The following is a 21,619-nucleotide window of genomic DNA, read 5'->3' as shown; positions in this document are numbered from 1 at the left end:
AAATGAAAAGTAGAAAAAATGCGTAAATGCAGGATTGATTGGATCAAGCCTAAGGAGGAAGAAGGCGTAGACTTACGACATCGAGGTATCCAGCAAGCTCCCTGATTATTTTCCTAACAAGCGATGACGCTCATATTCGATATTGATAATCGTTCTTTGCACCGCGATATCCATTGCGCGTGGCAAATCAACAAAGCTAAAGCCGATTTGATAGCGTATTCCTTTGCTCTTGTCGATTTGGGTGATATGCCTGACCACGACTGGGCACTGCAAATTGGTTTTGGGCGATAGCGTGATCCAAACCCTATGGATGGTGTCGCCTACTTTGAATTTCGGCTCACCATCGATCACGACGCCAAAACCACCTACACTTAAATCATGCATCGGCCAATTTGCGATCAAATCGCCATCCTGGTCGCTCAATTTGGCACGAAAAGGATTGGCTATCGGTAATAAATTCCGATAGCTCTCACGTCTTTGCAGGCGAATAATTCTGGTCGGAATTGGTACCCAAAATGCGTCCTGATCACCCCAACCAAAACGTTGAGGATTAAAACCGCTGAACTGCACTCGAATTCCATCTGGAAACGCCATGAAAACGCATTGCTGGGCTTTTTCTAATAAGGCATTTGATTTTGGATCACCACCGAGATCGAATACCAGTCCATCGGGGCGCGCTGATAAGATCAGGCTCAAAATGAAATGTTGACCACCATTGAAATAGACAGAGACAGGTTCTCGTCTGTGCGCGAGATCATTGAGCGTGCTGAGAATTTCTACCTGACCAAGCAGAAAATAACGATCCTCGATTTGTTCATTGCTTAGCGAGGCCGACATGGACATCCTTTACTATGTATTCTTTGAAGCATGTAAGACTCTATTGTAATAACTGAATAAAATGTTCCGCGCTGCGAATAATCGCTTTTGACTCCATGCCAAAAATATTGCGCGTTTCTTGTACTACAAAATCATTGGTACCTTTGGTGCAATATAAAACACCTTGGAAATTAGTTCCCAGATAGGTTAGCGGCGTGAGTTTGGTTTTTACGGGAATATCACTGGCTAGCAGAGCACGTAATTTTTTCTCTACATCGTATAAACTACTTACTTCGATTGTGACAGTACCACCTTTTGGGTTCGGAAAATTAGTAGAAAATACCGGGTTTTGTCCCATGGGGTTTTTTACCGTGATCCGCACACCGAGTTTTAAAAACTTACTAATCGCAAAAAAATCGTCTTCGGTAAACATACGGGTTCTCCCGAGCTTATTTAAAGTTGTTAGTTAGGTTACCAGAAAGTTTCTTTTGCCCCAATGGTAAGCCTGTGTTTTTGTTCAGTTTCTGCGCCTAGATGTGGTGATTATGGATTTTTCCACAAAAAAAACAGCTTATTGAGATAAATGGACACCAAGTTCTGCATTTGTTTTACCATGGCAAATTCGAAAAACAATGTCACTCACGAAATTATTTACTATTAGCAATGAATCAACGAGAATCAGAATTTGAATTTATTAAGGGACTGAGTGCCGAGTTATCGTCCCGAAATTTGGTATTTCCTACATCACTCAAAACGACGATGAAAATCCGTCATGCTTTGGATGATGCCAATATGCCTGGTGATCAGGTGGCACGTATCATTAGTACCGAGCCAGTCTTGTCAGCACAAATTTTGATGTTGTCAAATACGCCGATGTTTAATCGCACTTCCAAGAAGATTGAAGAGTTACGCGTTGCTGTGACTCTGCTCGGATTTGGTGTCGTTAGAAATATCGCGATTTCTGTTGGCATGAAGCAATTAAAAGATCAGCAAGAAGATACTTCAATGTCTGAACCTATGGAAGGTTTATGGACACGTAGTATGCGCGTCGCAGCCTTATCCTTTGTTATCGCCAAAAATCGTACAAAGTTAAGCCCAGATAAAGCGATGGTCGCAGGGCTCTTACATGATATTGGTAAATTTTATATCTTAAGTCGTGCGCATAATTATCAAGGCCTTTTTACTTCAAGCGAAGCCTTGTGGGACTTGATTGATCAATGGCATGCTGATATCGGAGTCGCGATCTTGGAAAGCTGGGAAGTATCTGATGACATTCGGGAAGCAGTGATGAACCGAAAACGCACAGACCTGCCTGAACATAGTCGTCCTACACTCACCGACGTGATCGCTGCAGCAGATTTTCTGGATGTCGCTTTCGTCAAGCAATCCCTAAGTGATATCGATTGGAACGCCATGCCGGTTGCCTTGAAGAATCTGAATCTTGATGAAGAAAAGACTGAGCGCTTGATGATAGAGACACGACATGAAATCGCGCATATTTTGAAAGTCATCGCGTAAAACGCCAACACAAAGCCAATACAAGTCCAATACAAGGCCAACACATTAATTTAAAAACCTCAGGCGCTGGATGATGAACCGAGATTTGCAAAAGCGATTGTTAGATTTGATGAACTAATTGTGAATTGTTTGCTCTAACTAGGGTCTATTGACACATATTTTAGGCAAGCGAATGCGCGCAAATGGGCACAGGGCTAGGCTATCGCTATAGGAAAGTTTCCTTGCAAGGGAACTCCGTTACGTCAGCGGACAGCATGCTGTCCGAAACCCTGACTGCACCGCAAGCTGCGCGGTAGTGCGGGCACTATAAGCAGATTGCAACAACGCCATGTGCCCATTTGAGCCATTCCCGGAGGGTTTCGCTCAAAACGCACGATGGACAGCGTTGCATCTCTTGCTGGGGCGGCCAGCCGCAGCGGCGAGATGCGCCTTGCCATCCTGCGTTTTGAGTGAAACGCTTGACTAAAATATATGTCAACAGACCCTAGATTAATAAGTCGATTTACCTTTTAGAACGAATCGCAATCTAAGTGATTCGTTTTTTCAAGCGGTAGATGATGAATTCTCGTTCGATGTTCAACTTAATTCAAGGAAGTGGCGATGAAGAAAATATTATTGGCGTTGGCAATTTTTGCCGCAGGTAGTCAAACAGTATTGGCTAGTGACGATTTGAAAGCGGCGATCGCAAATCCACAGCGTAGCCCTGAAAATGTGGTGCGTGATGGTGCGCGTCATCCATATGAAACCTTAAAATTCTTTGGTGTTGACGCCAAATCAACGGTGGTTGAATTGGCACCTGGCGGCGGCTGGTACACAGAAATTCTCGCTCCTTATGTACGTAAAGATGGCAAACTGATCTTGGCGGGTGCTGGCGCGAGATTGAAAACCAAATTAGAAGCCATGCCAGCAGTTTATGACAAAGCGGTGTATGGTGATTTCGCACCTGGCAAGAAAATTGATTACGCACCAAAGAATAGTGTCGACGTCGTGTTGACTTTTCGTAATGTGCATAATTGGATCGCCATCAATGACAGCGCAGTGAAAGATGTATTTCAAAGTGCGTTTGATGCATTGAAACCAGGTGGCGTGTTTGGCGTTGTTGAACATCGTCTGCCTTCTGGTATGACCCAAGATGCCAAAGCCAGCACAGGGTATGTGCATGAAGCTTTCATCATTCAATTGGCGGAAAGCGTAGGCTTTAAATTGGCTGCGAAGTCAGAGGTGAATGCAAATGCCAAGGATGATGCGAATCACGAAGGCGGTGTTTGGGCATTGCCACCAGTCTTAGCGAACAAAGACAAAGATAAAGAAAAATACACGGCAATTGGCGAGAGTGATCGCATGACTTTGAAATTTGTAAAGCCATAAAATTTGCTGGCATGACGAAAACCCATTCATCACATCTGTGTTGTTTGGGTTTTTTTATTTGTTGATCCGAATGGGATAAAAGTCTTATGTCGATGCGTTTCTTAGTTGCTTTCACGATGACAGGAATCTTTCTTAGCCTGCTTGCGGCGAGTGCCCAGTCACAAACTATGTATCGTTGTGGTAGCAACTATCAAGACAAACCTTGTGCCAATGGACAGCAGGGCGTAGTCATAGGAAGTAACCAGGCACGTACACAAAATTCCGCGGATACGCCAGAAGCACTCGACCCAGTTTGCAAGCGGCGCGGTGACGAAGCGAAGAAAATTATTTGGATGCGCGAAGGTGGTGCGCAAAAAAATGATTTGTTGGCGAAATCGAATAGCGATGAACAAAGTCAATTGATTGCCGATATCTACGCGGTGCGAGGTAATTCAAATGATATTCGCACCAACATAGAAAAAAATTGCATGCAAGAACGCGCCTTGCGTGGAGAGCTTATCAAGCGTTTAGGTGTCGTACCCGAAGCCGAGATGGTGCAAGCTTTACGCAAAGCACAACAAGCGCAACAAGCACAACCAACAACGCAAACGACGGACAAAGCTGCAGATAAAGCCGCAGATAAAGCCGCAGATAAAGCATCGGACAGATCAAGTGCGAAGGCGACGCAATCAGACAAAACGACTGGCGCAAGTTCAAACGAAAACAATCCGGCAGACGCCGACAGTCTCGTTTCGAAAAAGCGTTTGCCATGCCCTAATTTGAAAACGCAGTTAGAAATCGTGAATGCGAATTTACGTGCAGGCGCTGATGTCGCGACCATGCAAAGTCTGCAACAGCAAAAACGTAGTTTGGACAAAGATATAGCACAGGCATGTGCCAAGTAGTCAGCGGCAGATCATGCATTTGCTGGAAAGAACAGCACACGCAGCACACGCAGCACAAATAGCACAAACAGGCAGCATCCCAATTGCAAATTGAAAAGCCCGATCTTTAGGAGTATGTATGAGTAAGTATTCACTAAGCGTTAATGGCGAAATGAAATCGCTAGACGTCGTTCCAGACACGCCTTTGCTATGGGCTTTGCGTGACTCCCTTAACTTGGTCGGTACCAAATATGGATGTGGCGTGGGGCAATGTGGTGCCTGCATGGTGCAAATTAACGGCGTGCCGACGCGTTCATGCATGACGCCGGTGTCTAGCGTCGGTCGTCAAAAAGTGACGACGATAGAAGGTGTTGACCCCAAGGCTGCGACGCCTTTGCAACAAGCTTGGCAAGAGCTAGATGTACCCCAATGCGGTTATTGCCAGGCTGGGCAAATCATGAGTGCTGCGGCCTTGTTGAAAGATAATCTGAAACCAAGTGATGCAGACATTGATGCCGCAATGGGTGGAAATTTGTGTCGCTGTGCAACCTATATGCGAATACGAGCTGGGATTCATCGCGCAGCTGAAATCGCCCGTACTCAGAAAGGTAAAAAATGAAAACGACTGAAATGAATTCTGAGTTGTCTCTCGTGGGCGACCTATCTGTTGAAACATCTGTTAAAAACTCCTCACGTCGGGTTTTTTTGCAGCAAACTAGTCTCGGCGGTACAGCTTTGGTTTTGGGAAGTTTTTGGAACTTACATGCTCAAGCTGCAGATGGAGAACAGGCTGTCGCTAAACTGGTAGAAGGTAGCGCTTTCACACCAAGTGCTTTGATCAAAATCAGTAGTGATGGCATCGTCACTTTGATATCTAAGCAACCAGAAATTGGCCAAGGAATTAAGACCTCACTGCCAATGGTGATTGCTGAAGAATTAGAAGTGAATTGGAAAGACGTGAGGATAGTTCAGGGCGATTTGAATCCAGCCTATGGTGGTCAGTTCGCAGGTGGATCTTTATCAACCCCTTTGAACTATGATGAATTCTTGAAGCTAGGTGCATTGGCTCGTACGATGTTGATCTCCGCCGCAGCGCAGAAATGGCAAGTGCCTGTGACTGAATGTCATGCGGAAAAAAGCAAAGTAATTCATACCGCGAGTAAGCGCCAAGCCACCTATGCGAGTCTGGTGAGTTTGGCCGCAACTTTGCCTGTGCCCGACGTGAAAACGGTTAAGTTGAAGGATCCGGCCAAATATACTTTGATCGGTAGTCGCATCGGTGGTGTGGACAACAAAGACATCGTTACTGGTAAACCTTTGTTCGGAATTGATGTCAAAGTACCTGGCATGCTGTATGCAGTTTATGAAAAATGTCCGGCCTTTGGCGGTAAAGTGGTGAGTGCCAATCTGGAAGCGATTAAGGCCTTGCCCGGTGTGCGTGACGCCTTCATCATCGAAGGTACCGATAACCTCAATGGACTAATGCCTGGTGTTGCAATTATTGCGGAATCGACTTGGGCCAGTTTTTCGGCACGTAAGCAATTGAAGGTAGTATGGGATGAAGGCAAAGTCGTCAATGAAAGCTGGGATGATTTTAGTAACAAAGCACAGGCTTTATCGAAACAAACGGGTGCGATTAATTTGCGCAAAGATGGTGATGTGAACGCCGCCTTCACAAACGCTGCCAAGACTGTGGAAGCTAGTTATAGCTATCCGTTTATTTCGCACGCAAGTATAGAACCACAAAATTGTACCGCTTGGTATAAGCCGGAAGATGGCAGTTTAGAACTGTGGGCACCGACGCAAAATCCGGCGGCAGGGCAGGCAATTGTCACCAGTGTTTTAAAAATTCCTAAAGAAAAAATCACCTTGCATATGACCCGCAGTGGCGGTGGTTTTGGCCGCCGTTTGAGTGCAGATTATGTGATCGAAGCTGCGGCAATTGCGATGAAAGTGAATGCACCAGTGAAGCTGACTTGGTCACGTGAGGACGATATGCGGCATGATCATTATCGTGCTGGCGGCTTCCATTTCTTGCGCGGCGCGGTCGATGCCAAAGGCAAGTTGACGGCCTGGCACAATCATTTCGTCACCTTTGCCAATCGCATCATGCGTGATGGCAAAAGCGTATTGCAACCCGGTAGCGGTGCTAGCTTATCGGGTGAAGAATTTCCAGGACGTTGGGTAGAAAACTGCTTACTCGAACAAACGCCAATGGAAACTGGGGTGCCGATGGGGCCTTGGCGTGCACCCGGCAGTAATGTGTTCGCTTGGGTATTTCATAGCTTTATTGATGAACTGGCACATGCCGCAGGACGTGATCCGTTGGCATTCCGTTTAGAGATTCTGGGTGACAAGGACATTATGCAAGGCACGGGTGAACGCGGTCAGCCGTATAACGTCAGCCGTATGCGTCGGGTATTGAAAGAAGTCGCGGAAAAATCGGGGTGGGGACAACGTAAATTTCCGCGCGGTCAGGGACAAGGTATCGCTTTCCACTTTAGTCATCGTGGCTATATCGCTGAAGTAGCAGAAGTGACAGTATCCAAAGATGGTCAATTGAAAGTTGATCGCGTGGTGGTTGCAACGGACATCGGTTCACAGATTGTGAATTTGAGTGGTGCGGAAAATCAAGTGCAAGGCTCAGTGATCGATGGGATTAGCACGCTGATGTTCCCGGAATTAGACATACAGCGTGGTCGGGTAGTGCAGAGCAATTTCAATGAATATGGCTTATTGCGTATGCCTGATTCGCCTACCAAAATTGACGTTCATTTTGTGAAAAGTGATTTTCCTGTGACAGGTCTAGGTGAGCCAGCATTTCCGCCGTTAGCGCCTGCGGTGTGCAATGCGATTTTTGCGGCGACGGGTAAGCGTGTACGTCAATTGCCATTATTGCGTAGTGATTTACGTTGGTCTTGAGTGGGTCTTGAGATTCGATTCCTGCAAAGTAGGAATTAGTTTGGAAAAAATAAACCCCGGCAATCAAAGCGATTGGCGGGGTTTATTTTTAGTCACGATATTGTGTGAAGTCAGTTGAATCTCCACAAGAATTACTGACGAACTCTTTTCTTAGCGCCAGTTGCTTTGCTGCTTTTTGCTTTGTAGTCTGGTAGCCCGGCAGCCCCTGCGAATCCTGATTTTGCTGCAGGCTTAGATGGCAAGCCAACTACGGCGGATTTTTTTGCAGGCGCAGTTGCTGTTGTTGCTGCAGTTGCTGTTGCTGTTGATGGCGATGCAGATGTATCTGAGCTCACATCGCTGCTTGGATTGACCTCATTCTTTTTGGTAGATTTCACTTGGCGAACCTTTGGTGTTGGTGTGCTGATGGCAACTTGAGTCACTGTTGCAGTTTTTACTGCGGCAACTTTTTCTGCAGCGACTTTTACTGCTATGGCACGGGGTTTTCGTTGAGTTGTTTTAGGTGCGACGGATACTGTGACTGGATTGATATCTTTGAGCGTCGCTGTATTTGCTTGCTTAGCAGGCGTAAATTCAGTTGATGGAATGACTTCAACAACGCTATTTAACATCATAGGGGAAATTGTCTGGCCTAAGGCAAGAAATTTTTCTTGTATCTGTTGATGTAGGGCGATCATCGCGTGCAGATATTGCTGGCCTTGTGCTGCGATAGTATGGGCTTGGCTATTACTGCGGATAAAAAATTCTTGCGGATCTTTGATAAAACTTAAGTCGTTGCAAAATTCGCCCCAAGTTTCCCACGCGGTTTGCACGGCTTGCGCCTGCAATTCAGTGGCGCGATCAAACTCTTCGCTCAGAGATTGTGTCAGATTATTATAAGCAGCAAACTGTTGCTCGAAGCCTGGCGTTGATTGTGCGGTGAGCTGGTTTGAAACAAAAATCATATTTCCTCCTTCGCGTTTGATTGAGTTTGTAACCCCAAAATTGTTGATGAATTGTTGATACTGGCATCAAGTAACGATTCACTTGGGGCTGATTTACCTTGTGGTTGCGGCATTGCAGCATTCTCGATTGTATTACCAGATTAGAGAAATGGCGAGTCTTAGTGATAATATTTGCTGCATTGCGATATTGAAAAGTCAATTTCTTGACGACATGCAATTTTTGTTTGAGTGAGTTCCACGTAGAATGCAGGCTTGTTAGTGATGACGGATGGAACCATGTCGGCAAAAATTCAAAATTTGCAGCAATTGCGAGATCAATTGCGGGCCTTTGTCGCGGAACGCGATTGGCAACAATTTCATACGCCTAAGAATCTGGCGAGTGCGCTCTCAGTAGAAGCAGCTGAATTATTAGAGCCTTTTCAATGGTTGAAAACCGGTGAGATCGAGGAGTTGAGTGCCGAAACACACACCGCGATCCGATATGAAATGGCAGACGTTTTGAATTATCTGGTGATGCTGGCAGATCGTTTAGATGTCGATCTACTGGCAGCGGCCAATGAAAAAATACAATTGAATGCGCAGAAATACCCAGCACAAACTGCACGTGGTTCGGCGTTGAAATACACAGAATTGAAAAAATAACAGGTAAAGCGTGATGACAGCAATCCAAATCATAGGCCAACAAACGGTAGAAATTTTATCGGCTCAGGCGAAAGAAAACCCCCGTTTGCGTAAAAACTTGAACTTTCATGCGAATAATGAAGCGGCCTGCCACCGATTATTGAATGCCCTAGAACCTGGTACCTACGTGCAGCCACATTGTCATTTGTCCGCCGATAAAGATGAAACATTGGTGGTAGTAGCGGGACGTGTCGGTGTTTTGCTATTTGATGCATCCGGTGTTGTGCAGCAAAGTTTGGTGTTAGCGCCTGCGACCGAATACTTTGGGATCCATATTCCAAGCGGCACTTTTCATAGCATGGTGGCCTTGAGTTCGGGGTCGGTGTTTTTCGAGGCGAAGGCGGGGCCTTACCTTGCAATTGCCGAACAAGAGCGCGCAGCTTGGGCTCCGGCAGAAGGTGATCCTGCGGCGGCGAACTACTTGGGGAAAATGCTCAGCTATTTTGTAGTTTGACTTTCTAGTTTGATTCCATACTTTGATTTCGTGGCTTGATTCCATACTTCCATTAAGGAGCTTTGGTTCGGCGAATAAAATCACGATGCGGATATTCTTCCTCGCGAATCGGAAACCCTTTAGCCGTTAACCATTCACATGCTTGCTCCAGGTTAGAGAAGTAGTTCACGCGATCGTGTCCAAAGTCTCCAGTTTGATGTTGGTGGATTTTTTTCTTCAGTTCGCTAGGAACGACAATCGCAAGCGCCACACAATGATGTGCAAACGCCCATTCGCGCATGCCCGGAAATAATTGCAGGCTAGTGGCGCCAGACATTTCCCAGTTTTCGGCATTGGTGAGTCCAACCCAAGGCGCAGCAATGGGCGCTTTCATTTGCGTTTCTTCAAAAACGGCGCGTGTGCCTTCTTCGTTAAAGACACCTGCGGTACTCCGAATTAATATTTGCCGAATGACAGTGATTTCCCACTCGCCATGTATCTTCTTCATGAACTTTTCAACCCAATTAATTGGTACTTGCTAGCGATCTGATTTCGTAATCTTTTGCCTAGGTAGTTCGTACATAGACCATTCGTAATTAACGCATAGATTCAAGGAAAAGTGTTTCATTATTGCGATAAAAACTATGTTGATTCACACTGCATGTGGTGGCTATGTTCATATAAGTTCCAGCACAAGTTGGTATTTGGAGAAGTATTGTTTGCTAGTACCACGCAGATCATAAAAGACGACTTGATAATCGCCGTTGTGATTTTCGTTAATCGATCTCTAGACTCGCGCTCATGTTGTGTACCCATCGCGGTGCAGACATAGAAGCAAAGTGCGTTTTTATTTTTATTTCTCTACGATGTTAGAGATAGATAATCAGAGGTCGATATGTTGAAGAAAAAATTGTTTGCATCCTTAATGTTAGTTGCGGGTTTGGTAGTCGGAGCGAGCGCGTCCGCACAAGTCTATGTCGCTGGCACAGTTGGTCAAGCTAAATGGAATGCCGATTGCAATCAATCAGGCGCGAGCTGCGATAAAACTGGCAATTCCTACAAAGTGATAGGCGGCTACAATCTGGACAAGAATTTCGCACTCGAAGCGAGTTACTTTTCATTGGGTAAAATGAAAGCGACCGCTAGCTCCGGTGGTATTACTGGATTTGCCGAAGCTAAGGGCACAGGTTTTGAACTTGCAGGTGTAGTGAAGCGTGATTTCAATGACGACTTTGCTGGTTTCGCAAAACTCGGTCTGGCACGTGTTTCTGTTGATACTAGCGCGAACGTGCCATCGATAGTGAAAATGGCGTCTGACACAAATTCGACACAACCAGTGTTAGGTTTTGGTTTGACCTATAAAGTCAGCAAAGAAATCGCTTTACGCGGTGAAGTAGAAACACGTCGCGTGAAGATTGGTGACGAGAAAAGTTCTGTGAATAATTTCTCGGTTGGCGTGCAATATACATTCTAAATTCGTTTTAATCGTGTTGGCTGAAATCTGAATAGATCTTACCGGTTGAGCGCGCGATCTTGATGTGGTTTGTCGCAACTAACTTGAGGCAGACTGTATCTTGATCGCGCGTTCTTTTTTTGCTTATTTAAAACTCAGTCAGAACTCAATCAGAACTCAATCAGAACTCAGTCGGGCAAAGTCTTTTTGTATCCAACTCAATGCAGAAGCCTGAGTGAGTTTGAAATCAGGACGTACTTTGACTTTAGCGATCTGCTCATCGAACATATTGTAGGCACTTAAGAATGCGCTCGCACCTTCTTCATCGGGAATGATCTGCAAACAGATTTTGTAGTCAGTGTCTTCGTGACTGAGGATCAGATTTTTATTCAGACTTGCATGCAATTGTTGCTCATGTCTACGTACAAATTCAGTTGCGGTCTTGACCAAAGTATTAAATGCATTGTGGTCCAGAGGTTTGGGATTTTTCTTATCGCGCCCCATAGTCCATGGGCCAACTAAGGCCGGTTCAGCTTCACCATCTTTGTACATGGCCACCGCCCAACCGTCATCGTCATCATTCTTGATGACGCGCGCAGTCCAGCCCTCAGCTTGCCATACACGCGCTTCTTGAATTAATTCTGCATCTTCCTGCATTTCAGTATCGCTCATGCAAGTGATCGCTTAATTCTTAGTTTTAGCATTAAATACTTTAATGATGCTCACGCCTTCGCTACCGGTATTGCAGGTATAGACACCATCTTTTAACTGAATAAATTGTTCTGCATCCAGATCAAGCGCCTGTCCATTAACAGTTAATGAACAGCTTCCAGCCAAAACATACAGACGAAATCCATGCGACGCCTTGATGTCGATAGACTGATTGGCATCATAGGTATTGCTGTAAAACTTGAAATTATCGGCAGGCTTGTGTTGTTGGCGTACGCCGATTTCAGAGATGGCAGTGGTCGAAATATCGGCCCAGGAGAGTACTTGTGACATGGTGTTCCTTGATAGAGATGAGAGAAGATTTGGCTTATTTGCCAAATAGTTCGAGTGGCTGCGCTGATTGTGCTGACTGTGCTGATTGCGTCAGCGCAATCGGTATATTTGCATGAACTACGAAGAGAATTGACAGTATACGCGAAACTGGGAATTTTGGAATTTGGGGAGATTACGGACTGCTAGTGCAGCCCAAAGAATTGGCCATCGGTCTTTTGTGTCAAAAAGAAGCCGATGGCTAAATGACTAGCTTAATTAATTTTCCTTGAGTGTTGCCTTAGGTGTCGTCCAAAGTGCCGACTAAAGTGTCACCTCAAGTCGCAAACCAATTCGCAACCATATTTGCTTCAATGGGCTTAGCTTCTTTGTGAATAAACTCATTGCTACTGCAATCATAGCGATAAGCATCTGCCCATTCTTGATGATGCGCGGCTAATTGTTTGATGCTGTCGCACACGAAAGCGATTTCGGCTGAAGTTGTCGTCGGGTGGATAGACATCCGTATCCAGCCTGGCTTACTGGTGAGGTCGCCAGAACTGATTTGATCGGTCAGTTTGTGCGAAGTTTCTTGATCGACATTCAGCAAGTAATGTCCATAAGTGCCCGCGCAGCTACAGCCGCCGCGAGTTTGAATACCAAAGCGATCATTCAATAATTTCACACCTAAATTGAAATGCAAATCATGAATAAAGAAAGAGATCACACCTAAACGATTCTGATGTTGTGGCGCGAGTATGCTCAGGTTTGGTACTTTACCCAATTCCGCAAACACATAATCCGTCAATTCTTTTTCACGCGCTAGAATATTCGCAACACCCATTTTTTCTTTTAATTGTATCGCCAGCGCAGTCTTGATTACTTGCAAAAAGCCAGGTGTGCCGCCGTCTTCACGACTTTCGATATTGTCGATGTATTGATGCTCGCCCCAGGGATTAGTCCAGGTGACTGTACCACCACCTGGACAATCGGGCACCATATTGCGATAGAGTTTTTTGTTGAAAACTAAAACACCGGATGTACCAGGACCACCCAAGAATTTGTGCGGTGAAAAGAAAATCGCATCCAAATAGCTTTCCGGATCAGCAGGATGCATGTCAATTTCGACATAGGGGCCAGAGCAGGCGAAGTCAACAAAGCACAAGCCATTCTGTTGATGCATGAGTTTCGCGACTTCGTAATACGGTGTCTTAATGCCTGTCACATTTGAACAGGAAGTGATGGACGCGATCTTGATCGGACGATCTTGATATTTGAGCAGCAGGGCTTGCAGGTTTTGTATGCAAAACAAACCTTGTTCATCAGCAGGAATCACTTCAACGTCGGCGATGGTTTCTAGCCATGAAGTTTGATTTGAATGATGCTCCATGTGCGAAATGAAAACGATAGGGCGTTTTTCTTGCGGTAGCGAGAAATAGTCCTTCAAAGATTCAGGAATCTTAAATCCCAAAATGCGCTGGAATTTATTCACGACGCCGGTCATGCCCGTGCCATCGTTGATCAATACGTCATTCTCGTTCGCATTCACATGCTTTTTGATAATGTGCTTGGCTTCATGATAGGCCATCGTCATTGCCGTACCGGAAATTGTGGTTTCGGTATGTGTGTTCGCCACAAAAGGGCCGAAAGCATTCATCAATTTTTCTTCGATCGGACGATACAAACGACCACTCGCTGTCCAATCCGTATAGACGATATTTTTGATTCCGTAAGGCGATTCGAATTGCTGATCAACACCAATAATTTGTGTTCTGAACGGCGCGAAGTGTTGTTCTAAAGCACTGACCGGCTGCGATGGACTTGATGTTGTTGCATTATTCATTGCGGTGTTTCTCGTCTGGAAAAGCGATAAAGAAAAAAGCGATAAAGAAAGCAGCGATGTTAACATAAGCTTATACGTACAGGGAATTTACAAATTACGAGAAAGTCTGTTGAATTTTAATGAAAAGCGCAGTTAAGTTGACTAAATGGATACAAAAAAGCCCCGAATCACATTTTTTGATAAAAATGTGCGGGGCATTTTCAAATGGTAGGCAGCTTCGTTTTGGCGCAAACTTTATAAAAAATCAGTACTGAGTTTGCGCGAAGTTAATAAATTAAATACGTGCTTAGGGTTGAAACTAAGTTTGAAACTAGGTTTGAAATAAGTTTGAAATTAGATTGAAATAATTTCGAGCGTCGAACGAAATTGCTGCCATCGTGTTGCCGTAGTGTTGTCATTCACGAAGCCAATTTAATCATCTTCCGTGATAACTGTCGCGCCATTAAATCGATCCGCCAACCACATTCCTATACACATCATCACGACAAAAGCAGCACCTTTGGCGAGCCCCGCACCGAGTAAAATAATCGCAGGGCCGGGGCAAATTCCAGCGATACCCCAGCCGACGCCAAACAATAAACTACCGCTGATTAGACGCCAGTCGATTTGCGTTTTTTTCGGAAAACTCAGACTTGCACCAGACCACGATAAGCTCTTCTTTTTCAATAGCGTGAACGGCAAAATCGCCAAGCCAATTGCTGATGCCATTACCAACGCAAGGGAGGGATCCCAGCCGCCAGCGAGGTCCAGAAATGCACTAACTTTAGCGGGGTTTGCCATGCCTGCGATTAACAAACCGAGGCCAAAAATAATGCCACTGCATGCGGCGATAAAAACTCTGATGATCATTGCTAATTTCTCTTTTTATTGAATCGAATTTTGTATTACTAAATCACGTGACGAATCAGGTAAGTCGTGAGGAAACCCGCGCCCATAAAGGCTAAGGTGGCGATGATGGAGCGTGGTGATAGGCGTGAAATACCACATACGCCATGCCCGCTAGTGCAACCAGAACCAAGACGCGTGCCAAATCCTACGATCAATCCTGCCACCAAAAGTGCCGGCCAATCCGCTTGAATATTAATCTCTGGTAAAGGTGCGAAAACCGAATACAGTAATGGGCTGATGAGCATCCCCAATAAGAAAACCAAGCGCCACCACGAGTCATATTTTTTTGTTTGAAATAGGCCATTGAAAGCGCCAGCTAAGATGCCAGTCACGCCAGCAATTCGTCCTATCCCAGCGAATAACAAAACTGAAGCAAAACCAATTAATAGGCCACCGACAATTGCTGTGTACGGTGTAAATTGTTCCCAAGCGATAGACATTCTTGATCCTAAAAAAACAGGTAAAAAAAGTTTGTCCATTATGAACACGAACTGGACACATACTGGACGCATTCTGGACACCTACTCGACACATGCTCAAATGTGATTTTGTTCGGCGCAAAAAAATAGCCGAATAAAGATCTGAAAAAAATCGAGAAAAAAACTGTGAGAAATTTGAGAAAAAATCAGTCAAAAATAAAATCAAATCCAGATCACGGTATTTTTGACAGCCCTTAATGAGAAGCTATTCGTCGAGCTGTTACCTGTTGATAGATCTGGCAGGCTGGGTTCTGTGTCTGCTTTTTGTCAAAACTCAAAATAATTATAGGGGGAAAGTCACTACACCGTATTCGTGTGCTTCGCGGGTTTGACCTGGCTGAATGGGCTGAAAGCCCGTTGGAAGAGTGCTTGGTGGGATTCAATTCCAGCAAAACTTGTGCTGGAATTGAAGTGGATAGAAAGATTTTAGAAACTTGGGTTTGAAACTGATGGGTTTGAAACTGCAGGGTTTGAAACTTCTAAGTTTGAAACTCGTACTTTTGGATTGATACCTAATCGCAGGTTAAGCCTGCTATGAATTTACTTAGTTTGACACCAGTCACGCACATAATCCGGTGCATCCTGAATATTCGCTTCATGCGCGATAGGGGGCAAGGGCTGACGGGCAAATGGTAAGACGCCGGCCCAGACTGGCAATGCCATATCTTCCTCATCGTCATTCGGGCCGCCACTGCGCATTTTGCAGGCAGCTTCGTTCAAAGCGATACGCATGACCGTGGTGCCTGCTAATTCTGCGCGATTGCCTGGGCGTGCTTGCTGTTGGCGGCCCGCCGCAATTTTATCCATGAAGGCCTCCATCGAAGCTTCCTTGTGTTCGCCTTCTACCCGTTCAAATACCCCGTAAATCATGGCAGAACGATAGTTCATCGAGTGATTGAAGGCGGCACGCGCTAACACCAATCCGTCTAAATGCGTGATGGCTACACAAGCAGGAGTCGCTTGCAGCAAAACCTTTGCCAGACGGCTTGGGTTGGCTGCATGGATATATAAATAATTTTCCTCACGCCAACATGCGGTAGGGATGCAGTGGCTACCTTTGTCATCTGCAAAAGCGACGTGGCACAAATAGGCATCGTCAATGATTGCGTACAAAGTTGCTTGCTCGTAATCGGCGTTTTCGGCGATCCGGCGAACTTGCGTGCGCTCGCTCGGTGCTGTCTTTTTGTCACTGCTGATATTGGCAGAGGTAGTTGCAGTCGCAGTTGCTGTTGTAGTGGTAGCGTCAGATGTCATGGTGCTGGTTTCTATGGGTAGAAATTCGTAAAAATTCGTAAAAATGAGTGAGTGCGATTGCCTGTCACTCAACATGCATATCGTTAGGTGCTCAAGCCAGGTCGCACTATAATGTCCGCATGGTTCCCCAACAAGATCCAAACTGGAATAATTATTTAGGACTACAGAAATGGATTATGCGCTTTTGATAAAACAATTCTCGCCAGACAATCACGGCAAATTATCGGCGCAGAGAAAATTGCACGCAGCGCTACGTAATGCGATACAAGAAGGCGCGCTGGCGCCCGGTAGTCGCTTGTTAGCGAGTCGGGTGTTGGCGCAAGAGCTAGGAATTGCCCGCAATACCGTTGTGTACGCTTACGAACAATTGCTGAGTGAAGGTTTTGTCAGTAGCGACAGACGCGGCAGCATCGTTAATTCTATCGCGCAAGTGGCACAGCAGCTACAGACTGCGAGTGTGACTGATCGTGCCGATCTTGGCTTATCTCGCCGTGCGGGACGCGTGATGCCTTTGCCGGTTGCCGCTGATTTAACGACTGGATTTGCACCGGGAGTGCCATCGCTCGCGGATTTCCCCAAAAATCTATGGCGTAAGTCTCTGGATGCCAGTTGGCGTCGTCTGAATGTGGCACAACTAGGCTATGCGGATGCTGCAGGTGAGCCAGATTTGCGTGCTGCCATTGCTGAATATTTGCGTGCTTCACGTGGCGTCACTTGTGATGCCGAGCAAGTGATTGTTACTGACGGTACGCAAAGTAGTTTGGACCTATGCGCACATGCATTGGCAGATGCTGGTGACAAAGTATGGATGGAGAATCCTGGTTATGTCGGTGCGCAAATTGCCTTTCAATCGGCACAATTGAAGCTCATAGGAATTGCAGTCGATGGTGATGGCATTGCGCCAACGATGCAAGATTGGCACGCCTATCGCCCTAAGTTTGTGTATGTCACACCGTCTCATCAATATCCAACCGGACAGGTTTTGAGTCTGAACCGGCGTCTGGAATTGATACAGCAGGCACGCTTGCACGGCGCCTTAATCATCGAAGATGACTACGATAGCGAGTTTAGGCATGATGGCCCGCCATTGATTGCGATGCAAGGTTTAGTACCGGATGCGCCGGTCATTTATTTAGGAACATTTAGTAAGACGATGTTTCCGGCTTTGCGCATTGCGTATCTGGTAGTGCCGAAAAATTTAGTACAAACCATGCGCGGATTAGTCGAAAAAACCTCCTTGCGTGGACGCTCCGCTGATCAGATTTGTCTGGCGAAGTTTATTCGCGATGGTCACTTTTTGACGCACTTACGTCGCATGCGTCGGCTTTATAGACAGAGGCGCGATGTATTGGTCAGTCTATTGCAGGCGCAACTAAGCGATGTGGCGACCGTGCAAGGCGATAGTGCGGGTATGCATTTGTCACTCTGTTTTCACGATACGAGTTGGGATGATGTGGCGATCAGTCAGCATGCCTTGACATTGGGAGTGGTCGCACCGGCGTTGAGCAAGCATAGTGTCGGACGTCGACGCCACGCGTGGTGCGGCTTGATGTTGGGTTATGCACAGGTGCCTGCTGAGTTGATGCCCGCATTGGTCGAACAATTACAAATCAGCATACGGCTGCACGCCAAATCTGTTTAGCCGAACTTAAATTTACTTAACTTAATTTGCTTAGTCTAATTTTCTTAGTCTAAGTTGCTTATGAGGTCACGCCAGATCCACTTTCACAATGAGCATCAACCGGCAGTAGCAAGGTAAAACAAACACCTTTGCCTTCGCTACTGTCGAGATCAATAATTCCTTGCAGTGGACCCGTGACCAGATTGTAGCAAGTCGTCATGCCGAGTCCGTTCGTGCCTTGCCCAAGTCGCGTCGTAAAGAAAGGATCGAAAATATGTTTGCGCACCTCTTCGCTTAGGCCTTTACCAAAATCTCGATACACTAACTCTACCTGTTCATTCTTGATTTCTGCCTTAATTTGTATCAAACCTTGTGCTTTTCCCTCGTATCCATGCACGGTGGAGTTGCTGATTAGGATTCGGATAATTTGACCAAGTGCATCGGGATAACTGTGCATGTGAATAGAGGCCGGAACGTCTAACTCGATTTGATAACCGTTGCTCTCTACGTGGGCTTTGATATCAGCAAGGATATGATGAAGCGTGTTGGATAAATTAAATTGATGCTTTTCCAAGCCGGAATGTAAGGCCGCAATTTGCTTAAAACCATTCACCAATTCTGATGCTCGCCGCAGGCCGCGTTCAATAATTTCTATCGCTAAACGCGTTGAAGTAACGAAGCCTGACAATTCACTACGCCGCAGTGGCGCTTTGCTATCGAGTTTTTCTTCAAATGCCAATGATAGATCTGCCTGGGTCGATACGGCGGTAATGCAATTGCCTATCGGTGTATTCAATTCGTGCGCAACGGCGGCTACGATGACACCCAAGGCCGCCAGCTTTTCTGACTCCACCAATTTGTTTTGCGTTTGTTGCAGATGGTCGAGGGCATTTTGTAGCTGCTCAGTGCGCTCTTTTACTCGTTGATCCAACTGCTGATTGAGTTTTAATAAATTGGATTCTGCCTCGACTTGTGCACTGATATCGCGCGCGATGCCTAAAAAGCCTACATGTTCTCCATTTTCATCCAGGACTAAACTCACTACCAGAGAAACCAAAAAGCGCGTTCCGTCTTTGCGCACAAAAGTCCAATTGCTTACGCTAGAGCCATTTAAGCGAGCAACCGCCACAAAGGTTTCAAAGCCTTCAATCGGGCGACATAAAAACTCACTAAGATCAATCGCGTGTGCCGCCACTTCTTCTTCTAGATGCCAAATCGTCGGTGATTTACCCAAGACTTCATTGGCTTTGTAGCCCAGCATAAGTTCGGCGCCGTGGTTGAAGGTCGTGATATTGCCTGCAGTGTCTGTCGATACGATGGTAAATTCCAATGCGGCGTCGAGCAAGGTTTGCAGGTCTGCCGTACTTTTTCGTACTTTGCCGACCAATAAAGATTGCGCTTGTTCTAGTAGTTTGGTGGTTTTTTCCAGAGAGATGGTTTTCTCTTTCAATTCCAATTCGCGCTTGCGTAAGTGTTGATAGTGCCTGACTCGATTGAGTAGCATGCAGTCGTCGATTGGCTTAGTCAGATAATCGACCGCACCGACCGCGTAGCCGCGTTGGATAAAGGCCTCATTCTTAAATACCGCCGTGATAAACACGATAGGAATGTTGCGCGTTTTCTCTATCATTTGCAGATGTTGTGCGGTTTCGTAGCCGTCCATCACGGGCATTTGCACATCGAGCAAAATGAGGTGTACATCGCGAGTGACGCAGATAGACAATGCGGCTTCACCCGATGCCGCCTCGACTAATTCGACATTGGGTAATCCAGACAGCAGGGCATTGAGTACAAATAAATTATTCGGATTATCGTCGACCGTCAGGATCAGAAATTTTTCACTCATGTAATGCTCCTTTTTGAAGGCGATAGATATCGATGCTATCTCTGTAGGGGGTAAATCCATTTTCTAATGCGACATGTCGAAGGCCATCTTGTGGACCTAAGACAAGTAAGCCATCACGATGCAGAGATCGTGCGAATTGTTGCAAAATTTTTGCTTGCATGGCGGCGTCAAAATAGATCAGGACATTGCGACAGATGATCATTTGAAATTCATTAAAGATGCCGCCGTTGACTAAAGAATGCGGATAGAACAAAGGAACTTCACATAAGTCTGAGCGCATCTGCAGGTAGCGTTTTTTGTTGTCGACGAATTGCTCAAAGTGATGTTGGCCGCCACTGAGGTGATAATTTTTCTGTGCCGATTCGAGTGCCGTGAGTGAATATAATCCGGCTTTCGCAAGCTCTAAAAAGTAGTGGTTGATATCGGTAGCAAACAGCCGGCTTTTTGAACTTAATCCTAATTCTTCTAATAAGATAGCGATGGAATAGGCTTCTTCGCCAGTCGCACAACCAGCCGACCAGATCTTGATGACGGGGAAGCTTTGCAGATAAGGTAGCGCCTGTTCTCGTATGATTTTAAGTTGTTCTGGGTGTCGGAAAAATTCGGTCACGCCAACGGAAATTTCGGCAACCAGGCGCATGAATTGGGCAAAGTCAGAGAAGATGGCGCGTTGAAAATCACAGAAATGCGGCAAATGAAATCGATGCATGAGATTGAGCAGCCGACGTTCTAAACTGTCGCGTTGATAGCCGCGTAGGTCGTAGCCATATTCATCCCACAGGGCTTCTAAAAATAAATCGATGAGCTCGCGATTGATACCTTGTTCTAGGGCTTGAGTGGGTTCTAAAGCTGTGGGGGAGGTGACTGGGCCTGCAGCCGAGCTATTCACTGGGCTTGCAGCCAAGCTAGAAACTAAGCTTGCAACTAAGCTAGTAATTGCGTGATGTTTGAAGATATGATCGAAGTTGTCAGTCTTTTGCGCGGTTTCAGGCAAGACATTTGCTATTCCGCATTCACTGGGGTTTTCAATAATGACGCATGCGTCTTTTGTTTTGACTGTAAGGCAGCCCGCAACTCCATCATCTCCAAAACCGCATAGCAAAATCGCGAGGCAATGTTGGCCATATTCTTGCGCCACAGATTCAAACAAGACGTCGAGCGACGGTCGTGCGAAGCGGATTTTTTGATCTCGTGTCAGATAGACATAGCCGTGTGCGATTTTCATGTGATGTGCTGGCGGCGCGACATAAATTGTGCCGGGAACGATGGCGCACATATGCTGTGGCATGCAAACTTGATAGTCGGTCCGCACACGTAATAACTGATCGAGTAAATTGATTTCGTCTTCCGCTACATGTTGGGCGATAAATATCACCATGGGAGACGGTGGAAGATGTTCAATAATATGCAGAATCTTGTCTAGACTATTCGCAGAGCCGCCTATGGCAATCGCGCGGCAAGTATGTAAGCTGGCGTGATGATGTTTGGTCTGGACTTGGTTGACGGTGAAGCCAAGCCGCATCAAGCTGTGACTGAGCAAGCCGCGGTAGCTGATAATTTTGAGAGCGATCGACCGTTCCAAGCACAGTGCCAGCATCGATATGATGTCGTTTGGTAGCGTATCCGCATCATAAAATTCAATTTGTAAGGCTTCGCCACTTTTGATATTGCTCAAAAGAGTAATGAGCTCCGCTTGCTCAGCAGCAGAGCTT

Annotated in this window: 21 protein-coding genes; 9 read left to right on the top strand and 12 right to left on the bottom strand. The window is 45.9% G+C overall.

The features are described 5' to 3' along the window. Positions 1-105: 105 nt before the first annotated feature. A complete protein-coding gene (locus H8K55_RS03895; protein WP_186940734.1) occupies positions 106-837 on the bottom strand; it encodes a flagellar brake protein in 732 nt (243 codons plus the stop codon). A gap of 40 nt (positions 838-877) precedes the next feature. After that, positions 878-1,249 carry a hypothetical protein gene (locus H8K55_RS03890; protein WP_186940733.1) on the bottom strand — a complete coding sequence of 124 codons (372 nt, stop codon included), beginning with the start codon at positions 1,247-1,249 and terminating at the stop codon, positions 878-880. A gap of 230 nt (positions 1,250-1,479) precedes the next feature. Between H8K55_RS03890 and H8K55_RS03885 the strand changes: the two genes are divergently transcribed. From H8K55_RS03885 to H8K55_RS03865, 5 genes are all read left to right on the top strand, one after another. Beyond that, positions 1,480-2,334, top strand: coding sequence for an HDOD domain-containing protein (locus H8K55_RS03885; protein ID WP_186940731.1), 855 nt, complete (start codon positions 1,480-1,482; stop codon positions 2,332-2,334). Between the two features lie 600 nt (positions 2,335-2,934). Then, positions 2,935-3,702, top strand: a complete 768-nt coding sequence (locus H8K55_RS03880) for a class I SAM-dependent methyltransferase (protein WP_186940729.1) — start codon at positions 2,935-2,937, stop codon at positions 3,700-3,702. A gap of 86 nt (positions 3,703-3,788) precedes the next feature. Continuing rightward, on the top strand, positions 3,789-4,586 hold the full coding sequence (locus H8K55_RS03875; protein ID WP_186940727.1) for a DUF4124 domain-containing protein: 798 nt from the start codon (positions 3,789-3,791) through the stop codon (positions 4,584-4,586). A gap of 118 nt (positions 4,587-4,704) precedes the next feature. After that, positions 4,705-5,184 (top strand): (2Fe-2S)-binding protein, encoded by a 480-nt coding sequence (locus H8K55_RS03870; protein WP_186940725.1) that lies wholly within the window; start codon positions 4,705-4,707, stop codon positions 5,182-5,184. After that, positions 5,181-7,487, top strand: a complete 2,307-nt coding sequence (locus H8K55_RS03865; protein ID WP_230408480.1) for a xanthine dehydrogenase family protein molybdopterin-binding subunit — start codon at positions 5,181-5,183, stop codon at positions 7,485-7,487. Before H8K55_RS03870 ends, H8K55_RS03865 begins: the two co-directional genes overlap by 4 nt. 131 nt (positions 7,488-7,618) lie before the next feature. On the opposite strand, the gene H8K55_RS03860 is transcribed toward H8K55_RS03865, so the two are convergent. Then, a complete protein-coding gene (locus H8K55_RS03860) occupies positions 7,619-8,431 on the bottom strand; it encodes a phasin family protein (RefSeq protein ID WP_186940724.1) in 813 nt (270 codons plus the stop codon). Positions 8,432-8,692: 261 nt separating this feature from the next. On the opposite strand from H8K55_RS03860, the gene H8K55_RS03855 reads away from it, so the two are divergent. Beyond that, positions 8,693-9,073 carry a nucleotide pyrophosphohydrolase gene (locus H8K55_RS03855; protein ID WP_230408479.1) on the top strand — a complete coding sequence of 127 codons (381 nt, stop codon included), beginning with the start codon at positions 8,693-8,695 and terminating at the stop codon, positions 9,071-9,073. Positions 9,074-9,086: 13 nt separating this feature from the next. Next, on the top strand, positions 9,087-9,566 hold the full coding sequence (locus H8K55_RS03850; protein WP_186940722.1) for a WbuC family cupin fold metalloprotein: 480 nt from the start codon (positions 9,087-9,089) through the stop codon (positions 9,564-9,566). Positions 9,567-9,618: 52 nt separating this feature from the next. Here H8K55_RS03850 and H8K55_RS03845 read toward each other — a convergent pair whose 3' ends face one another. Next, on the bottom strand, positions 9,619-10,053 hold the full coding sequence (locus H8K55_RS03845; RefSeq protein ID WP_186940721.1) for a hypothetical protein: 435 nt from the start codon (positions 10,051-10,053) through the stop codon (positions 9,619-9,621). A gap of 387 nt (positions 10,054-10,440) precedes the next feature. On the opposite strand from H8K55_RS03845, the gene H8K55_RS03840 reads away from it, so the two are divergent. Next, on the top strand, positions 10,441-11,019 hold the full coding sequence (locus tag H8K55_RS03840; RefSeq protein WP_186940719.1) for an outer membrane beta-barrel protein: 579 nt from the start codon (positions 10,441-10,443) through the stop codon (positions 11,017-11,019). A 156-nt stretch (positions 11,020-11,175) separates the two neighbouring features. On the opposite strand, the gene H8K55_RS03835 is transcribed toward H8K55_RS03840, so the two are convergent. From H8K55_RS03835 to H8K55_RS03810, 6 genes are all read right to left on the bottom strand, one after another. Next, positions 11,176-11,670, bottom strand: coding sequence for a hypothetical protein (locus H8K55_RS03835; RefSeq protein ID WP_186940717.1), 495 nt, complete (start codon positions 11,668-11,670; stop codon positions 11,176-11,178). 12 nt (positions 11,671-11,682) lie between these two features. Beyond that, positions 11,683-12,000, bottom strand: a complete 318-nt coding sequence (locus H8K55_RS03830; protein ID WP_186940716.1) for a hypothetical protein — start codon at positions 11,998-12,000, stop codon at positions 11,683-11,685. Between the two features lie 313 nt (positions 12,001-12,313). Next, the gene (locus H8K55_RS03825) at positions 12,314-13,819 is read right to left on the bottom strand and encodes an aminotransferase class V-fold PLP-dependent enzyme (protein WP_186940715.1); all 1,506 of its coding nucleotides are present in this window, start codon (positions 13,817-13,819) and stop codon (positions 12,314-12,316) included. A 411-nt stretch (positions 13,820-14,230) separates the two neighbouring features. Continuing rightward, positions 14,231-14,668 carry a DUF6691 family protein gene (locus H8K55_RS03820; RefSeq protein ID WP_186940713.1) on the bottom strand — a complete coding sequence of 146 codons (438 nt, stop codon included), beginning with the start codon at positions 14,666-14,668 and terminating at the stop codon, positions 14,231-14,233. A gap of 38 nt (positions 14,669-14,706) precedes the next feature. Next, the gene (locus H8K55_RS03815) at positions 14,707-15,147 is read right to left on the bottom strand and encodes a YeeE/YedE family protein (RefSeq protein WP_186940712.1); all 441 of its coding nucleotides are present in this window, start codon (positions 15,145-15,147) and stop codon (positions 14,707-14,709) included. Between the two features lie 579 nt (positions 15,148-15,726). Next, positions 15,727-16,383: a pyridoxamine 5'-phosphate oxidase family protein gene (locus H8K55_RS03810; protein ID WP_329604996.1), complete on the bottom strand. Its 657-nt coding sequence runs from the start codon at positions 16,381-16,383 to the stop codon at positions 15,727-15,729. Positions 16,384-16,609: 226 nt separating this feature from the next. Between H8K55_RS03810 and pdxR the strand changes: the two genes are divergently transcribed. Continuing rightward, complete coding sequence (gene pdxR / locus H8K55_RS03805) at positions 16,610-18,082, top strand: MocR-like pyridoxine biosynthesis transcription factor PdxR (protein ID WP_186940709.1); 1,473 nt, start codon at positions 16,610-16,612, stop codon at positions 18,080-18,082. A gap of 58 nt (positions 18,083-18,140) precedes the next feature. Here the strand turns inward: pdxR and H8K55_RS03800 are convergent, their stop codons facing one another. Continuing rightward, positions 18,141-19,907, bottom strand: coding sequence for a sensor histidine kinase (locus H8K55_RS03800; protein WP_186940708.1), 1,767 nt, complete (start codon positions 19,905-19,907; stop codon positions 18,141-18,143). Further along, positions 19,900-21,582 carry a CheR family methyltransferase gene (locus H8K55_RS03795; RefSeq protein ID WP_222612349.1) on the bottom strand — a complete coding sequence of 561 codons (1,683 nt, stop codon included), beginning with the start codon at positions 21,580-21,582 and terminating at the stop codon, positions 19,900-19,902. Before H8K55_RS03795 ends, H8K55_RS03800 begins: the two co-directional genes overlap by 8 nt. Positions 21,583-21,619: the final 37 nt, after the last annotated feature.

Origin of the sequence: Affinundibacterium flavidum, assembly GCF_014284175.1 — a bacterium.
GTDB classification, from domain to species: Bacteria; Pseudomonadota; Gammaproteobacteria; order Burkholderiales; family Burkholderiaceae_D; genus Undibacterium; species Undibacterium flavidum.
This window is presented reverse-complemented; position numbering and strand designations above follow the sequence as displayed.

Coding starts and splice junctions, on each gene's coding strand:
- H8K55_RS03860 (WP_186940724.1), bottom strand. CDS start 8,431: ATGATTTTTGTTTCAAACCAGCTCACCGCACAATCAACGCCAGGCTTC.
- H8K55_RS03825 (WP_186940715.1), bottom strand. CDS start 13,819: ATGAATAATGCAACAACATCAAGTCCATCGCAGCCGGTCAGTGCTTTA.
- H8K55_RS03815 (WP_186940712.1), bottom strand. CDS start 15,147: ATGTCTATCGCTTGGGAACAATTTACACCGTACACAGCAATTGTCGGT.
- H8K55_RS03890 (WP_186940733.1), bottom strand. CDS start 1,249: ATGTTTACCGAAGACGATTTTTTTGCGATTAGTAAGTTTTTAAAACTC.
- H8K55_RS03875 (WP_186940727.1), top strand. CDS start 3,789: ATGTCGATGCGTTTCTTAGTTGCTTTCACGATGACAGGAATCTTTCTT.
- H8K55_RS03895 (WP_186940734.1), bottom strand. CDS start 837: ATGTCGGCCTCGCTAAGCAATGAACAAATCGAGGATCGTTATTTTCTG.
- H8K55_RS03850 (WP_186940722.1), top strand. CDS start 9,087: ATGACAGCAATCCAAATCATAGGCCAACAAACGGTAGAAATTTTATCG.
- H8K55_RS03865 (WP_230408480.1), top strand. CDS start 5,181: ATGAAAACGACTGAAATGAATTCTGAGTTGTCTCTCGTGGGCGACCTA.
- H8K55_RS03835 (WP_186940717.1), bottom strand. CDS start 11,670: ATGAGCGATACTGAAATGCAGGAAGATGCAGAATTAATTCAAGAAGCG.
- H8K55_RS03800 (WP_186940708.1), bottom strand. CDS start 19,907: ATGAGTGAAAAATTTCTGATCCTGACGGTCGACGATAATCCGAATAAT.
- H8K55_RS03885 (WP_186940731.1), top strand. CDS start 1,480: ATGAATCAACGAGAATCAGAATTTGAATTTATTAAGGGACTGAGTGCC.
- pdxR (WP_186940709.1), top strand. CDS start 16,610: ATGGATTATGCGCTTTTGATAAAACAATTCTCGCCAGACAATCACGGC.
- H8K55_RS03880 (WP_186940729.1), top strand. CDS start 2,935: ATGAAGAAAATATTATTGGCGTTGGCAATTTTTGCCGCAGGTAGTCAA.
- H8K55_RS03820 (WP_186940713.1), bottom strand. CDS start 14,668: ATGATCATCAGAGTTTTTATCGCCGCATGCAGTGGCATTATTTTTGGC.
- H8K55_RS03870 (WP_186940725.1), top strand. CDS start 4,705: ATGAGTAAGTATTCACTAAGCGTTAATGGCGAAATGAAATCGCTAGAC.
- H8K55_RS03830 (WP_186940716.1), bottom strand. CDS start 12,000: ATGTCACAAGTACTCTCCTGGGCCGATATTTCGACCACTGCCATCTCT.
- H8K55_RS03855 (WP_230408479.1), top strand. CDS start 8,693: ATGACGGATGGAACCATGTCGGCAAAAATTCAAAATTTGCAGCAATTG.
- H8K55_RS03845 (WP_186940721.1), bottom strand. CDS start 10,053: ATGAAGAAGATACATGGCGAGTGGGAAATCACTGTCATTCGGCAAATA.
- H8K55_RS03840 (WP_186940719.1), top strand. CDS start 10,441: ATGTTGAAGAAAAAATTGTTTGCATCCTTAATGTTAGTTGCGGGTTTG.